The following is a 16,170-nucleotide window of genomic DNA, read 5'->3' on the forward strand; positions in this document are numbered from 1 at the left end:
GGCGCGAGGTTCGAATGGAAACGTTTAATACGTTCGATATCGAACGTCTCCATTCGCGCATCGAGCATCGCACATCGCACCTCGAGTTTAATCTTTGCGGAGCTTTTGAGCGAGTAAGTACGAATCGACTAAAGCAATGCGCTCTCCCATGGGTTTTAAACGGAAAAGCAAACGAATGAGTTCCTTAGCCAGCCGATCTGAATCGTGGCGAACAACATTCTCCTCTTGCACTAAATTGGCTTCAAAATACTTGGCACCCATTTTCTCCACCACTTTGGGATCAGTAATCACTGGAACCGCTTCTTCTTCAACATACCGTTTTAGAATTGGCGCTGTGATGGCCCCTTTATTGGCAAGTACCGCATCTACAAAGCCCGCACCGCAGTGATCCAGAATCGCTTTAAGGTGATCCGACACTCGGTAATTGTCCGTCTCTCCTTTTTCCGTCATAACATTGCAAACATAGACACAAGGGGCTTTCACTGCTCGGATTTTAGCTTGGAGACCTTCTACCAATAGATTGGGCAGCACGCTCGTATAGAGACTTCCCGGGCCCAGTACAATAAGATCCGCCTCTTCTAAGGCCTGCATAGCATCAGGCAAAGGGGTGCAATCATAAGGTTCTAGATAAACTCGACGAATTTTCCCCTCGGTATCTCGAACCGATGTTTCCCCCCTTACACGGGTCCCATCCTCTAAGTCTGCTATGAGTACAACTTGTTCCAAGGTGGAGGGAAACACATGACCACGAATAGCAAACACCTTACTGATCTGTTCAATCCCCTTTTGGAAATCCCCAAAGGTATCAGTTAGCCCTGCCAGAAGAAGGTTCCCTAAACTATGCCCCTCCAGTGCTCCGCTTTCAAAACGGTAAGAGAAAAGCGTATCCATTATCTCTTCTGTATCCGCCAAGGCCACTAGACAGTTTCGCACATCTCCTGGGGGCTGAATACCCATTTCGTCGCGTAATTTCCCCGAACTACCCCCATCATCCGAAACTGTAACGATGGCCGTAAGATTGCAAGTGTATTGCTTTAGGCCACGTAGAAGAGCTGAAAGCCCTGTCCCCCCGCCTACCACGACAATCTTCGGCCCTCTGCGCAAATGGTGGCGGGCATAAATTACATCCACAATTCTTCCCTCGTTATCTGGGAGTACGGACGAAATGATGGAGTATAGCATGCGTTTAAAGCCTATTATAATGGCAATGATTCCCAGAGAACTGATGATTGCACCCGTCGGCACGGCAATATATTGCGTGCTGCCCGTCATCTTATAAATAATCTCCCGGAACTGTAATTCTGCGTAGCCGAGAGCCACTCCGTCATTCATGACAGAAAACCCGGTAGCGAAAAGGAAAATTCCGAAAACTGCAAGGATAAACCAGCGCTTGACTTTCAGATTGGGGTAGAGCCATTTCAAATAGCGTGAGACGCCCTCACTCATTTTCGAGTTCATCTTGCCGTTCCACCCTTTTGATTTTTTGCTGCGTCCCGATGTTTAACACTGATGGCATACTGACGTTCGGTTAAGAATTGCCCTACCCGTTCGGCGATGGCCACGGAGCGATGTTGTCCACCTGTACACCCAATCCCTATAACCAAATGGGTTTTTCCCTCTTTAACATAATTCGGAAGAATAAATTCCAATAAAGCCAAGTACTTCTCCATAAATTCTTGGGCCATCGTATTTCCAAAGACATAATCCTGAACCAAGGTGTGCTCGCCGGTCAGAGGGCGTAATGTTTGGATATAAAACGGATTCGGTAGAAAGCGCACATCCATGACAAGGTCCGCATCCAGCGGAATTCCATATTTAAAACCAAAGGAGATGACTGAAACAGCCATTTGGCCCAGCCCCTGCGTTTTACCAAAAAGCTCAGCCACTTGGCTGCGGAGTTGTTGGGAGCTTAAGTCCGACGTGTCAATAATTGTGTCTGCCCTAATTCTCAAGTCCTCCAGTTGCTGGCGTTCGGCCTGAATCCCATCTAAGACTCGTCCTTGAGGAGAAAGAGGATGCCGACGCCGCGATTCTTTATAACGTCGAATCAAGGTTTCATCCGAAGCGTCCAAAAAGAGGACTTGAAGATGAAAACCTTCCTTCTCTAAATTACTTAAGGCCTCACTGAGTGAGGAAAAGAATTCTCCCCCGCGCAAATCACAGACAATCGCTGCTTTGGAGACCTTTCCACGTGACTGGGCACAAAGGTCCGCAAATTTCACGAGAAAGGTCGGTGGTAAATTGTCGACACAGAAAAACCCTTGGTCTTCTAGGCTTTGCATGGCCTGAGTCCTTCCAGCTCCAGATAAACCCGTGATGACAATGAGTTCTAATTCACTATTATCCATTTTCTTCACCCCCTCCTCTATTTAGATTACGGCTGTCCCTTAGCTGATATGATTTTAACGGCTTGCCCTTGCCCACTAGCCAGGGCGTCTTGTGGAGTAGCATTACCTGCTAAAGCGTTGTTCCACGCCGTATCTTGTAGGGGAATTAACTTCCACTCTGGGGCATTCCCTTCTAAAACCAACGCCTTAGAAAGTGCCAGATTGGCCTGAGGAAAAACGCCTTTCTGGGCCTCTGCACTTTGATAATACCCCATATTGGCTGGAAGAAGCCGTCCAGCTTTCAGCAACGCCCCTTCCACTTCCGGGGTGAGCAGTGCTTTTTCAACGATTTGAATCGCGGGCATCATCGCTTCCTTCGTTTTAATCTCAGAGTTTGCGATTCCCAGTGTCATGCCTAAAAGCGGTTTTCCTTGTCCACTCACCAAGTCAGCTAGTTGCATGCTCCCCCAAGGAACATTTTGCTGAGTTAAGAGACTCGCTTGACTTGCCCCCGCAATCACATAGGGGGTTTGCCCACTCGCAAAGGCAGTAAGTGCCGTTGGTTCGATTCGAAGGGCTTTGGCATTCCTCCAAGTCAAGAGTTGTTGAAGGAAAGCAACATTGCTGGGATCATCCATAGCTGGGTTTCCCCCATTCATGAGCCGTCCACCTTGCCCATTCCACCAGGCCGAAAGTGTGGCAGTGTCCGCGGAAGCAACTGAGACCCCCCCTTTAGTTGAGAACAGATCTGCCAAGCTAGCAGGAACACCCGCTGTATCTGTTCTAAAGTAAAGCAAAGGAACATCAGTCAACCAAGGAAGTGCATACTCCACCCCCCCAAATCGAAAGCTCGCCAAAGCAGCAGGAAACCCCTCTTGATCTGTGTATACTGCCTTAGCCAAGGACCCCTGCTCATAGAGCTGGCGGATAATCTCCCTTCTGGCAAGAAAAATCTCCGGTCCTTCCCCTCCTGCTTCCGCTTGATAGGAAAAGGCTACAAAATTTTGCTCTGGGACATATTTAAGTTTGATGATCACTTCAGGATGTGACTTCATGATGGCTTGAACCTGCACTTGCAGAGCGTCTGCCTCAGCTCCCTGCAAGGAATGCCAGACATCCACGACCGCGGGGGCGGGGCCACCAGGCTGTCCAGTCTGAGGTAGTTTCGCACACCCCGTGGCAACAATAACTAGTATTATGATGCAGAACCATAGCGCTATGGTTCTGCGCAGATAACTCTGAGAAGTCATTTTGCTGCACTCCATAATCCGGCATTTGACCTGCCTTCAAATTTAGTGAGGTTTATTAGGTGAATCATCCTTCATACCGATAGGGCCTCACCTTCCCTTGTCGATAATGGAACAGATACCAGCACGGAGTTTTCTGTTCATCCTCCTGTAAGATATCCGAGCTGAAATAGGCCACTGCTGTGTTGCGACCCCACTGACGTCGATCCATTTCTATGAACTCCGGTACCACCTCTTGCCAATAACCATCTCGGCGAATATCTTCCTGCTTAGATTTCCACTGATTCGCTTCTTCAGTGTTCAAGCCGATTTCAGGCCTAAGATAGTCAGGTACGACATTCGGGCGCTCCCACAGGTAATAATCAAAACGCAGAGCGTCGCGGATTCCGTCCCACACGAGGACATCTTGATTGTCGACGAATTCCCATAACTTATCAAATAAGGCTTTCCCCTGCCACTGCCTCTGAAACCAACCCCGTTGCTGCCATAGCTCTGCAAACGCATCGTAAAAGTCAAACGGGGATGGAAACAATTTGAGAACTTCTCGCAAGGCATGAACAAACTTCCCTGAATTATAATATTTATCGAGCACATCTTCCATGCGTTGTAATTGAAGTATTTCACTATGTGTTAAAACTGGAGTTTCTAAGATCGTGTAGGGCGGATCTGGAGTGAACACGAGACCATAACGCTTGCTTTGTAGTCTAAGTCCCGATCCTTTAAGTACTTTTAAAAATCCAAGTTGCAGCATATCCGGTTCGACTTGGTAAACGTCGTTAAACGATGTCCGGAAATCTGTCCAGTTTTCCTCCGGTAACCCAACAATCAGGTCAAGGTGTAAAGGTATCCCTAAGCCCTTCATTTCTGGTACATATTTTTTCCAAGCGTTAAAGTTTTGGCGACGGGAAACAATCTCCAGAGTCGGTTGGTGCGTGGATTGCACCCCAATTTCTAATTGGATTAAACCCAGCGGATAATTTCTGAAGTATTCCATCCACTCGTCATCCAATAGGTCCCCTGCCATTTCGCAATGTACCCGAACACGCTGAGCATCCGGGAGGCATTCGCTTTCTGCCCGTACGATATCCAAAATCCCCAAGGCATGACGCTTATGAGCATTGAAGGTTCGATCTACAAACTTTATGGTACGGGCACCGCTTTCCAGTAAAAGCCGAAACATATGGCGAAACCGCTCAGCCTCTAAAAACCGCACCCCCTGAAAGGTTGAGGATAGACAATATTGACAGTTAAATGGGCATCCCCTAGTTGTTTCCACATAGACAATTCGGCCTGTAAAGTCTTCATTTTCTGTGTAGGGAAGCGGCAGATCATTTAAATCAGGCGCCGCCTGGCGCGGCGGATTGACAAAGATTTTGCCGTTCTCGTTCCAAGCAATGCCTGGAACCTGAGCTAGATCACCGCCGTTTTGCCACGTCCGGAGGAGCTCCAAGAATGTCTTTTCTCCTTCTCCGACAACAAGGGCATCCACCTCAAGATGTTCAAGGAGAAATTTCTCCGCCTCAAAGGAAACTTCTGGGCCCCCGATCACAAAACGCACATTCGGGCATACCGGGTGAAGATGTCTGATTACCGCCACTATTTCTTTGATGTTCCAGATATAACTTGAAAAGCCAATGACGTCGGCCTTGGCTTCATAAATTTCCCCTGCAATTTGATCAAGATGATCGTTTATGCTAAATTCCCGCAAGGAAACGTCCGAATTGACTGAGCGCACACCTTCGAGTAAATAGCGAAGGGCTAGGTTGGTATGAACATATTTAGCATTAAAGGCCACTAATAGAACCTTCAAGATCGACACCTCCCTTCGCCCTAAGTATAGCGGTTTGGCCTCTGTAATGCAATTCCTGTGCCAGATAATCCGAGATCCTTTCTTAATCAGGCGAAAGGCCGGAACAACAAAAGAACAGGACGAAAATTACCCTGCTCTTTTTAGAACATTCTTAATCTAATTTCTAGGAGGCGAAATCAACGGTCTTTCACAGTAAGCTTAGGGTGAAGAAGTTCCCCTTCTGTTAGACAGTCTTGGAAATAGTCTCAGAAACCTTCTTCGCTTGCACATAAGTATACCCCAACAAGATCATAGTCCCCAGGAGTAAGCTTAACCCTGAAAACACGAAAACCTTTTCCACCCCAATTTTAGTGGCACCAAACGTCAGAATACTCACGGAACCCATAAAGGCCACGCGAGTCAAAGCAAAGCGAGCACTGAAAACTCTTCCTCGCATTGGAGCCACTGTCTCCTCCTGAAAGATACTCTGTATGGGAATCAAGAACATGGCGTTCGAAACCCCCGTCATAAAAAACCCGATAAGTGCCAGGGGATACCAAGGGAAAATTCCCAAAATTGCTATCGTAATACCGGAGATGAAATAACCCCAGAGCACCAACTGTTCCTTGCTCATACGATTTCCCCAAACACTAAGCGCTAGACTTCCTATCGTGATACCCACCGCCGCGCTCGCCTCAAGGACCCCTAGTCCGGCGGTTGATGTCTTAAGCGTATCTAAGGCATAGACAAAAATCAACGGACTAAAGCCACTGAAAATCAGTAAGACAAAACAGTACGAAAGTAATGTGAAGACTAGTTTCTTTGTTTTCCATATGTAGCTTAACCCCTCGATAATATCCTGAAAAATATGCGGCTCATTTTCCTTATCTAACGTTCTGTCTGCTTGATCCCTCGTTTCAAATTTAAAACTCATCGCGAAAATTGCCAGTGCCGAGCACAAAAACGTCAAAGAATCAAAATAAAATACCTTTTGAATAGGGAAAAACATGATTAAAACACCAGCCAAGGCATACCCTAAGATTTCCGTAATGTTTTCGACAGTCTCAGCCATAGACGTCGCCGTGAGAATCTTCTCCTTGGTGAAAATTGCCGGAATGACAGCCATTTTTGCTGGGCTAAAGAACAAGTTCGCCGTAGTACTAAGAAACGTTAAAAGATAAACTAAGTTTATTGAGTAACCAATCAAGAAAGGAATTAAGCCAACAATCACTGCCCTAAATAAATCGGCAGATATCATTGTGCGTTTTTTGTCCCAACGATCGACATAGGCGCCTGCGATGAGTCCAAACAATAAATAGGGTAGGAACGTGGCAAAAGTCATCTTGCCTAATTCCAACGCGCTCCCTGTCAATCTAAAAATCAAGACACCTAACGCAACATAGTGGAGCTTATCTCCTAAAGCGGATACGAATTGCCCGATTAGTAAGAGAGTAAAGTCTTTCTCTTTTAATAAGGTTAGAGGTTTAACAGCTCTTTCTTCAAGTACCAAAATACCATCCCCCAAAATAATCCTCTGAAATTAATTTAATACTTAAATGTAATATTCTATAATATACAGGGGAAATCCTTGTTAGTTCATTAAAAGATATTCTACACATTTATACAATAATCGACATAAGAGAGGGCCTCTCACACACAAACGTGGCGAAAGACTCTCATCCTTGTGCTCACCTGCGGGCACATTGCTTTGGACATGGTCCGGTTCGCTCGGATGTCTAGGCATTCGAAACAAGCAACTGAATACCCACTAACTTACTTACTCATACAAGTGGGCATCTTTGATGCGTAAAATAGGTATGGATCCTTTAAATCGAATATGCTAAACTTAACAATAGAGAATCTCATTGAAAGGATGTTTTATACATGACCAATGAGGAATTTCAAGTTCTAATTTTAGCGGAGATTAAATCCCTTCGCCAAGACATGACTGAACGCTTCGATCAGGTTGACCAACGCTTCATCCAAGTGGATCAACGCTTTGATCAGGTCGATCAACGCTTCATCCAAGTGGATCAACGCTTTGATCAGGTCGATCAACGCTTCATCCAAGTGGATCAACGCTTTGATCAGGTCGATCAACGCTTCATCCAAGTGGATCAACGCTTTGATCAGGTCGATCAACGCTTCATCCAAGTGGATCAACGCTTTGATCAGGTCGATCAACGGCTTGACAGTATTGATAATCGCCTGAGTTGGTTAGAAAAGCATGAAGAAAGTGATATCATAGCGACGCTCATGGTTATCAATAATAAGGTCAACGACCTTCACGAGATGTTCCGTTCTGTTTCCGAAGTCCTGGGAGATCACGAGTTGCGTATTCGCGCCTTGATTCGTCGTCCTGTTTAAACATTGGGATACAAAAGCCCCAGCAGAGAGAATTCTGTAGGGGCTTTTGTTAATTATTTTTACTTTTGTGATGTGAATGGAGGTTTAGTCCCCCAATTGATAATCATTGGATCGAAGAAATTGAAACTTTAGCCATGAAATCCGCCTGGGAAAAGAACTGGTGCAACTTTTGGTGTAAGCACCCCGAAAGCGTATCCCTGTTGCTTGAGATACTGTATAATCCGGGGAAGCGCATCAACGGTTGTGACCTTAGCACCGGCGTCATGCATCAGGATAACAATTCTCGTCCGACCAGGTACTTGACTTTCAATATTACGGACGAGTTGATTAGCCGGGACGTGAGAGGCTGCAGCATCTCCGCTGCTTACATTCCAATCATAAATCAAGTAATCCGCAGCATCCAGTGCATTGTAATAATTGACATGAAAATGGCCCTGGGTTCCTCCGGGCGCCCGCACAATCCTGGGGCGGATTCCAATCGTCTTAAAAATGAGTTCTTCCGTTTGTTTAATTTCAGCAATAAAGGCCTCAGGGCTACGATAAAGTAAATGGTAATTATGAGAATAGCTGTGATTACCGATTCCTTCCCCTTGATCGTATTCGGCCTTCAAAAGATTTGGATAGCTCTCAACTTGCTTGCCTAAGACGAAAAATGTTGCTTTTACACCCTCATCCTGAAGGATTTTAAGGATACGAGGAGTCGTTTCGGGATAAGGTCCGTCATCAAACGTCAAATAGGCAATCTTTGGTGGCTCTTCGTTAAAGATTCTTACGCGCATAGCCAACCCAGGTGCACTCGGTGGGGTCCCACTCAAGTCATAGTATGGATGAATTGGTGTTTGAGGAAGAGCCGGCGGGGGCGTGGGCGCGGGATTATTGTCACTTTCGTCGACCAGAACCGTAGGGGTCTGGTCAGTTATTGGCGGAACTGTCTCAGGGGGTGTTCCATTTTTTTGTTCTGGAATGGGTCCTTGTGGGATGTCCGGAGAATGCGGAATTTCTTTCCCCTCACTTGCTAACTCCGAAGTTTGAGATGGTACAGTCGTCCCTGCCAAAGAAACCATCGCCTTCGTCGACGTGTCCTGTTGGCATCCACTCAGATATACACTTGACAGAAGTGTCAACATCACAAGAGTTGCGCGCCATGTTTGCCCATTATTTTTCCACATTATGTCTGTCCCTACCTTGCCCATAGTTGAGATTCGAGGTTCGAAATCCGTAGTCCAAGATCAGAATGCCGAGTATCACATATTTAGTTCCTAGATGAGTGAAGAGTTCAACTTATCCTTAAGATCTCTGAGTCCTTTACGCTGATTTTCATAAATATATTCCGTTTGAGACAGAAAGTGCCTGTACCGTCTTTTTCTTATTATAATTTAATACAAAACATCCATCGTTATATCGTTTAGAGTTGGGCAACCCGTCAAAATCATAGCTTGTTTGAGTTCATTGGTCATTGTGTTAATCGCTAAGGCAACTCCTTCGGCACCTCCGCCATAAGCCGCAATTACGAGTGGCCTGCCAATCAGGACTGCATCCGCACCAAGTGCCAACATTTTTAAAACATCCGTACCGGTTCGAACTCCGCCGTCAACAATCACAGGAATTCGTCCATCAACCACAGCAGCAATTTCCGAGACAATTTCAGCCGTCCCTGGCGTGTGATCAAGCACTCGTCCTCCGTGATTCGATACGACAAGTGCAGCAGCACCCACCTCCAGGGCCATTTCAGCTTCGTCCACCGTCATAATTCCTTTTATAATAAAGGGCAAAGACGTGCTAGAAATGATCTCTTTCATTTCATCTTTAGTTTTTGGCCCAACAGGCTGACCCTTTAAAGCCATCGTGACCAGGCCAGCTCCATCTGTATCCATGCCCACCGCAAGGACCTTTGCTTCCTCCGCACGTCGCAGATATTTGAGAACTTCTTCCTGCTCCCGTGGTTTAATGAACGGAATCCCACGGCCTTGGGCTTTAATAATCTCATCCACTCCGGAATTATACATAGCAGGGTCTGCTCCGTCCCCAGTACACCCTATGGTTCCTGTCGCAAGACATCCCTGAATGATGGCCTCTGCCCATTCCTCTTCATTCAAAGCACCACCCATGTTATACACATTCCCGGTAATAGGTGCACCAAGAATCGGAGTTGAAAGCTCTTGACCAAACAGTTTGTACCTTGTATCTGGGTTTTTAGCAGCGTGAAGTGTTCTCATATTTAGGCGAAACGCTGCCAGTGCTTCCACGTTATTTTTAAACGATGCCGCAGTACCCAACCCTCCCATGCCCGGAACTTCCCCTGCACAGACCTTTCCATTACATTCGGGGCAAACCCGACAAAACCCCTTGAGCTTTTCCCGCGCAGTTTGGCGAACTGTTTTCATATCCATTTCAAAATCCTCCACTCATTAATTCTTATCTTTTTCCCTTTTTGTCACGTTCAGGCACAATGCATCGTGCCCCTACAAAATTCTATCCAAAACATATCGTTCAATGGCCTCCGCGACTCCGTCTTCCTCATTGGTGGTCGTTACGATATCCGCCTGTTCCTTAATTTCCTGGCGAGCATTTCCCATGGCCACTCCTACACCCGCGTATTTAATCATTTCCAAATCATTGAAACTATCCCCGATGGCCATAACCTCTTCTTGGGCAATTCCAAATTGTTTTGCCAAAGCGGCTAAAGCGACACCCTTATTGACGGTACAATCCGTCATCTCCAAGAAACAGGGCTTTGATTTTGTAATGTGCACCTTTTCCCCATAGCGTTGTCCCAACAAGGGGGCCAATTGATCGAGCTCCGTTTCCTCAGCCATAAGGAGGATCTTCTCTACCCCTTCTAGTTCCTGGGAAAGCAGGATGGACAGGTCTGCTTCCTCAATATGAACACTTGCGATCCGAGCATACTCCCGTGACCATTCATTCACTTGGGGAGTAATAACTCGATCTTTGAGATAAACTTGAGCATAAAGCCCTCGATCCGCAACATCTTGGACAATCTCTGCAGCCAACGAGCTGGGGATAACGCGCCGAAATAGAATCTCTCCACTTAAAACTTGTTGGATCATCGCCCCATGGTACGTGATCACGGGGACATCCAGCCCCAGTTGTTCTGCATAGGGACGCGTAGAAATGGGCATCCGCCCGGTTGCAATAGTCATTTTAACACCCTGTGCCTGTGCTTTTTGAATCGCTTTTACGACACGGGGAGAGATCGTCCAATTATCCCTAAGCAATGTGTCATCAAGATCCATAGCTACTAATCGAATCGCCAATACCTTTGCCACTCCTTGCTAACTCTTCATTCGACAATTGAAGGGACTTTCCTTTCCCTTTTGACAAATTATTTCGAGACAAATCCCTTATGTCGTCATCCTTTTGATCTATCAAGAATTAAGCTAGCTCACAAGCTAAACTAGCCTAAATAACGCTTTAAATACTGCCCTGTATAGGATGGTGGGAAAGCAGCGATCTCCTCCGGTGTCCCTGCGATTACGACTTCTCCGCCTCGGTTTCCCCCTTCCGGTCCAAGGTCAATAAGCCAGTCTGCCGTTTTGATAACATCAAGATTATGCTCAATGACGAGTACCGTATCCCCAGCATCCACCAAACGATGAAGGACATGAAGGAGCTTGTCTATGTCTGCAGTGTGCAAGCCTGTCGTCGGTTCATCAAGAATATATATCGTCTTCCCCGTGCTGCGTCGGCTCAACTCTGTGGCAAGTTTAATACGCTGTGCTTCTCCCCCAGATAATGTGGTTGCGGGTTGCCCCAGACGAATGTAGCCAAGCCCCACATCCTGCATCGTCTGGAATTTGCGGGCAATTTTTTGGACTACTTTGAAAAACTCCACTGCTTCATCCACGGTCATCTCTAGGACTTCTGCAATACTTTTTCCTTTATAACGCACTTCTAAGGTCTCACGGTTATACCGCTTTCCTTCACACACTTCACATGGAACGTAGACATCCGGCAAGAAATGCATCTCAATCTTGATAATTCCATCTCCACGGCAGGCCTCACAGCGTCCGCCTTTGACATTAAAGCTAAACCGTCCTGGTTTGTAACCCCGCACCTTGGCCTCTGGGGTTATGGAAAAGAGTTCTCGGATAAAATCGAAAACACCGGTATAGGTTGCGGGGTTTGAGCGAGGAGTCCGCCCGATCGGAGATTGATCAATTTCAATGACCTTTTCCAGATGCTCCAACCCCTCCAACCGATCATGAGCCCCAGCACGAAGCCTTGCTCCATTAAGTTTGGACGCAAGTCCTTTATAGATGATCTCGTTGACCAAGGTACTTTTACCTGAGCCGGAAACTCCGGTCACACAGGTGAAGACCCCTAAAGGGATGCGCACATGGATATTTTTCAGGTTGTTTTCTCGTACGCCAGAAACTTCAAGCCACTTTCCGTTCGGCTGTCGACGATGCTTGGGCACTGCAATCTGTTTTGTACCACTCAAATACTGCCCTGTGATGGAGTCTTTATTGGCCCTGATTTCCTCAATCGTGCCCTCGGCCACAACCCGCCCGCCGTGAGCCCCAGCTCCAGGACCGATATCAATAATATGGTCTGCGGCAACCATCGTATCCTCATCATGCTCTACCACAATCAGGGTATTTCCGAGGTCCCTTAAATGTTTAAGGGTTGTAAGCAAACGAGCATTATCTCGCTGGTGAAGCCCAATACTCGGTTCATCTAGGACATAAAGGACCCCCATTAGGCTTGACCCGATCTGTGTCGCAAGACGAATGCGCTGTGCTTCTCCACCTGAGAGTGAACCAGCTGCCCGTCCGAGGGTCAGATAGTCCAAACCAACGTTCATCAGGAATCCAAGTCTCTCTCTGATTTCCTTCAAAATCTGGTGGGCAATGGTTTCTTCTTTCGGCGTGAGGCTCAGTTTATTGAGGAAACTTAGTGTTTCTATAATCGGAAGACGAGTCAAATCATCAATAGAGATTCCGCCCACCTTCACGGCTAACGCTTCTGGTTTCAGGCGTTTCCCTTGACACTCTGGGCAAGGGTTTTCACTCATATATCCTTCGATTTCGGCACGCACCATTTCTGAAGTTGACTCCCGGTACCTGCGTTCGAAAAGGGGGACAAGTCCTTCGAAGTTGGTATTATACGTCTTTAATTGATCGAAGATATTCTGATACTGGAACGAAATAGGGCTCTCTGTTCCGTAGAGCAATCCTTTCCACTGGTGATCCGTGAGTTCTTTTAAGGGGGTTTCCATCCCAAATCCCAAGTTCTGAGCTACGGCCCCCATCATTTTGGGGTAATAGGTTGAGGTAGATTTTGCCCAAGGTGCTATCGCCCCGGTTGCCATAGACAGGGAACGGTCCGGAATGAGCAGGTCGATGTCGACTACAAGATTTGCCCCTAGTCCAGTACACGCAGGGCAAGCACCATAGGGACTGTTAAAGGAAAAAAGTCGAGGGGAAATCTCTTCGAGAGCGATCCCACAATCTGGACAGGCGAAGTTCTCGCTGAAGAGCATCTCCTCTCCGTCGATAATGTCCGCGATGAGATTCCCTTCGCCGAGTTTGAGCGCTGTTTCCAAAGAATCCGCTAAACGTTCGGCGCTTTCAGGCTTCAGGGAAATACGATCAATCACGACTTCAATGGAGTGTTTTTTGTTCTTGGTCAGTTTGATCTCTTCACTAAGGTCCCTTGTTTCCCCGTCCACACGCACGCGGACATACCCAGCCTTGCGAACGTCCTCCAAGGCCTTTTGATGTTCTCCTTTTTTCCCCTTCACGAGCGGAGCCAAGATCTGCAATTTGGTGCGCTCAGGTAAACACATGAGCTGGTCTACCATTTGCTGAATCGTTTGCTGAGAAATCCCTCGCCCACACTTGGGACAGTGGGGATGCCCGATCCGAGCATACAGCAGACGAAGATAATCTGAAACCTCTGTCGCCGTGCCCACTGTCGACCTAGGATTGCGGTTGGTCGTCTTCTGGTCAATGGAAATGGCTGGAGAAAGACCCTCGATGGAATCCACATCTGGCTTGTCCATTTGGCCCAAGAACTGGCGGGCATAAGCTGAAAGAGATTCCACATAACGTCGCTGTCCTTCGGCATAAATTGTATCAAAGGCTAGGGATGATTTCCCTGAGCCGGACAATCCAGTGATTACGACTAGTTTGTCACGTGGGATATCGATGTTGATGTTTTTTAAGTTATGAGCGCGTGCACCCCGCACGCGTAGGTAGTCTTGGGTCATGATTGGCCTCCTAATCTAGGATGCAAGTTGGGGACGGTTCTTGACTTGCATTTTATCCACTTCCAAGACTCCCACTTCTATAAGTGGGAGTTCCATGCTCTGCTTCACTTCTTGCTTTCTCGCTTTGATCGCTTATACCTAGCATTCCCTCGTTGTTGACTGGTCATTTTGTATTTATTTTCTTCCCCTTTTAGCTCAATCATAGCATCTCGGATTTCAGCGGCTCGTTCAAAATCCAAGTCTCGGGCTGCTAGGCGCATTTCGTCTTCTAGGCTCTTAATAAGGTTGGCTAGCTCTTCGGGAGGGAGTTTTGAGCCGTAGGCCTTTTTCATTTCGGCAACTTTGGTTGCCTCTGGTGCGTCATGAACCTTCTTATAGATGGTTTGGGGAGTAATTCCCATTTTATCGTTCCAGGCCTTTTGGATCGTTCGACGTCGATTCGTCTCATCCAGGGCAAGCTGCATTGAGCGGGTGATCTTGTCGCCATACATGATGACTTTACCCTGGGCGTGGCGGGCTGCTCGACCAATGGTCTGAATGAGCGAGCGGTCTGATCTAAGGAATCCTTCTTTGTCGGCGTCGAGAATTGCCACCAGAGACACCTCTGGCAAGTCAAGTCCTTCCCGCAGAAGGTTAATCCCAACCACCACGTCAATGTCCCCAAGGCGAAGCTCCCGAAGGATTTCCACTCGTTCAAGTGTCTTAATGTCCGAGTGGAGGTACTTAACCTTAATCTCTAAGTTTTTAAGGTAATCCGTCAAATCCTCGGCCATCTTCTTAGTTAGAGTCGTCACGAGAACTCGCTCATTTTTAGCGATCCGCGCTCTGATTTCCCCAAGCAAATCATCGATCTGACCCTTAGTTTGGCGGACATGAATCTCCGGATCCAACAACCCCGTGGGACGAATAATCTGTTCTACCACCGTCGGACAGTGCTCCAATTCATAAGGCCCTGGGGTCGCGCTTACATAGATGCTTTGCTTAATCTTCCGTTCAAATTCGGCAAACCTCAGCGGTCGATTATCCAACGCTGACGGGAGGCGAAAACCATAGTTCACTAATGTGGTTTTACGTGATCGGTCTCCTTCATACATGCCTCTGACCTGGGGAAGTGAAACGTGGGATTCATCCACAAAAAGGAGGAAATCCTCTGGGAAATAATGAAGTAAGGTATAGGGGGTCTCCCCTGGCTCACGGAAGGTCAAGTGACGGGAATAATTTTCGATCCCATTGCAAAAACCCATTTCTCGGAGCATTTCTAAGTCATAGCGTGTTCGCTGTTCCAAGCGTTGTCCTTCGAGAAGTTTGTTCTCCGATTCGAAGACCTTAAGTCGTTCCTCCAGCTCTTGCTCGATATTCTCAGCAGCCTCCATGACCTTTTCGTGGGCAGTGACATAGTGCGAATTTGGGAAAATCGAGACATGGTTCCGTTCCGCTAGTATCTCCCCGGTTAGCACATTGATCTCGTAAATATGTTCGATTTCATCGCCGAACATTTCCACCCGAATCACCCGTTCACTGGAACTCGAGGGATAGATCTCCACGACATCCCCTCTTACTCGAAATGTTCCCCGGGTAAAAGCCACATCATTACGATCATATTGAATGGCAATGAGCTTACGCAAAATCTCGTTACGATCCACGACTTGTCCCTGCCGTAGCGAAAGTACAAGATCGCGATACTCCTCCGGTGAACCTAAACCGTAAATACAGGAAACGCTGGCCACCACAATCACATCACGCCGCTCCAAAAGCGCAGCAGTCGCCGAGTGACGCAGTTTTTCGATCTCGTCGTTGATCGAAGCGTCCTTCTCGATAAACGTATCGCTGGAGGGAACATACGCCTCTGGTTGGTAATAATCATAGTAACTCACAAAGTATTCCACGGCATTTTCAGGGAAATACTCTTTAAATTCGCTATACAATTGCGCAGCCAATGTTTTGTTATGGGCCAGAATCAGTGTTGGCCGCTGCACCTTCGTTATTATATTAGCCATCGTAAACGTCTTGCCCGAGCCTGTAACTCCGAGCAATGTTTGATATCTCCGACCTTCATTTACTCCAGCGATAAGCTCGTCTATAGCCTGAGGCTGATCTCCTGAAGGTTGGTAAGGGGCATGCAAACGAAATTCCATGCTCCGATCTCCCTTTCCATAAATATAATCTAGAAATGACGAAAATAATCATTAAATCCTTCAATTGAAGAAC

Annotated in this window: 11 protein-coding genes; 1 reads left to right on the forward strand and 10 read right to left on the reverse strand. The window is 47.0% G+C overall.

Annotated features, from left to right (window positions below):
• Positions 1-87: 87 nt before the first annotated feature.
• The 5 genes from DSOL_RS00325 to DSOL_RS00345 form a co-directional block, all read right to left on the reverse strand.
• The gene (locus tag DSOL_RS00325) at positions 88-1,458 is read right to left on the reverse strand and encodes a gluconeogenesis factor YvcK family protein (protein ID WP_075362908.1); all 1,371 of its coding nucleotides are present in this window, start codon (positions 1,456-1,458) and stop codon (positions 88-90) included.
• Entirely contained in the window at positions 1,455-2,348 is an 894-nt protein-coding gene (gene rapZ / locus DSOL_RS00330) for an RNase adapter RapZ (RefSeq protein ID WP_075362909.1), read from the reverse strand. Before rapZ ends, DSOL_RS00325 begins: the two co-directional genes overlap by 4 nt.
• A gap of 26 nt (positions 2,349-2,374) precedes the next feature.
• A complete protein-coding gene (locus DSOL_RS00335) occupies positions 2,375-3,577 on the reverse strand; it encodes an extracellular solute-binding protein (RefSeq protein ID WP_075362910.1) in 1,203 nt (400 codons plus the stop codon).
• A 64-nt stretch (positions 3,578-3,641) separates the two neighbouring features.
• The gene (locus DSOL_RS00340) at positions 3,642-5,384 is read right to left on the reverse strand and encodes a B12-binding domain-containing radical SAM protein (RefSeq protein WP_075362911.1); all 1,743 of its coding nucleotides are present in this window, start codon (positions 5,382-5,384) and stop codon (positions 3,642-3,644) included.
• Positions 5,385-5,607: 223 nt separating this feature from the next.
• A complete protein-coding gene (locus DSOL_RS00345) occupies positions 5,608-6,873 on the reverse strand; it encodes an MFS transporter (RefSeq protein WP_075362912.1) in 1,266 nt (421 codons plus the stop codon).
• Between the two features lie 374 nt (positions 6,874-7,247).
• On the opposite strand from DSOL_RS00345, the gene DSOL_RS00350 reads away from it, so the two are divergent.
• Positions 7,248-7,730 carry a hypothetical protein gene (locus DSOL_RS00350; RefSeq protein WP_075362913.1) on the forward strand — a complete coding sequence of 161 codons (483 nt, stop codon included), beginning with the start codon at positions 7,248-7,250 and terminating at the stop codon, positions 7,728-7,730.
• Between the two features lie 128 nt (positions 7,731-7,858).
• Here the strand turns inward: DSOL_RS00350 and DSOL_RS00355 are convergent, their stop codons facing one another.
• The 5 genes from DSOL_RS00355 to uvrB form a co-directional block, all read right to left on the reverse strand.
• On the reverse strand, positions 7,859-8,899 hold the full coding sequence (locus DSOL_RS00355) for a polysaccharide deacetylase family protein (RefSeq protein WP_075362914.1): 1,041 nt from the start codon (positions 8,897-8,899) through the stop codon (positions 7,859-7,861).
• 207 nt (positions 8,900-9,106) lie between these two features.
• Positions 9,107-10,120, reverse strand: a complete 1,014-nt coding sequence (locus tag DSOL_RS00360; protein WP_075362915.1) for an alpha-hydroxy-acid oxidizing protein — start codon at positions 10,118-10,120, stop codon at positions 9,107-9,109.
• Between the two features lie 72 nt (positions 10,121-10,192).
• Positions 10,193-11,005 carry a Cof-type HAD-IIB family hydrolase gene (locus tag DSOL_RS00365; RefSeq protein WP_075362916.1) on the reverse strand — a complete coding sequence of 271 codons (813 nt, stop codon included), beginning with the start codon at positions 11,003-11,005 and terminating at the stop codon, positions 10,193-10,195.
• Positions 11,006-11,145: 140 nt separating this feature from the next.
• Positions 11,146-13,962 carry an excinuclease ABC subunit UvrA gene (gene uvrA / locus DSOL_RS00370; RefSeq protein ID WP_075362917.1) on the reverse strand — a complete coding sequence of 939 codons (2,817 nt, stop codon included), beginning with the start codon at positions 13,960-13,962 and terminating at the stop codon, positions 11,146-11,148.
• A gap of 104 nt (positions 13,963-14,066) precedes the next feature.
• Entirely contained in the window at positions 14,067-16,097 is a 2,031-nt protein-coding gene (gene uvrB, locus DSOL_RS00375; RefSeq protein WP_075362918.1) for an excinuclease ABC subunit UvrB, read from the reverse strand.
• Positions 16,098-16,170: the final 73 nt, after the last annotated feature.

This window comes from Desulfosporosinus metallidurans, from assembly GCF_001936615.1.
Lineage (GTDB): Bacteria > Bacillota > Desulfitobacteriia > Desulfitobacteriales > Desulfitobacteriaceae > Desulfosporosinus > Desulfosporosinus metallidurans.

What these genes read in the sequence shown, in the direction of transcription:
- DSOL_RS00325 (WP_075362908.1), bottom strand. Translation starts at nt 1,458, where the DNA reads ATGAACTCGAAAATGAGTGAGGGCGTCTCACGCTATTTGAAATGGCTC.
- rapZ (WP_075362909.1), bottom strand. Translation starts at nt 2,348, where the DNA reads ATGGATAATAGTGAATTAGAACTCATTGTCATCACGGGTTTATCTGGA.
- DSOL_RS00335 (WP_075362910.1), bottom strand. Translation starts at nt 3,577, where the DNA reads ATGACTTCTCAGAGTTATCTGCGCAGAACCATAGCGCTATGGTTCTGC.
- DSOL_RS00350 (WP_075362913.1), top strand. Translation starts at nt 7,248, where the DNA reads ATGACCAATGAGGAATTTCAAGTTCTAATTTTAGCGGAGATTAAATCC.
- DSOL_RS00355 (WP_075362914.1), bottom strand. Translation starts at nt 8,899, where the DNA reads ATGTGGAAAAATAATGGGCAAACATGGCGCGCAACTCTTGTGATGTTG.
- DSOL_RS00360 (WP_075362915.1), bottom strand. Translation starts at nt 10,120, where the DNA reads ATGGATATGAAAACAGTTCGCCAAACTGCGCGGGAAAAGCTCAAGGGG.
- uvrA (WP_075362917.1), bottom strand. Translation starts at nt 13,962, where the DNA reads ATGACCCAAGACTACCTACGCGTGCGGGGTGCACGCGCTCATAACTTA.
- uvrB (WP_075362918.1), bottom strand. Translation starts at nt 16,097, where the DNA reads ATGGAATTTCGTTTGCATGCCCCTTACCAACCTTCAGGAGATCAGCCT.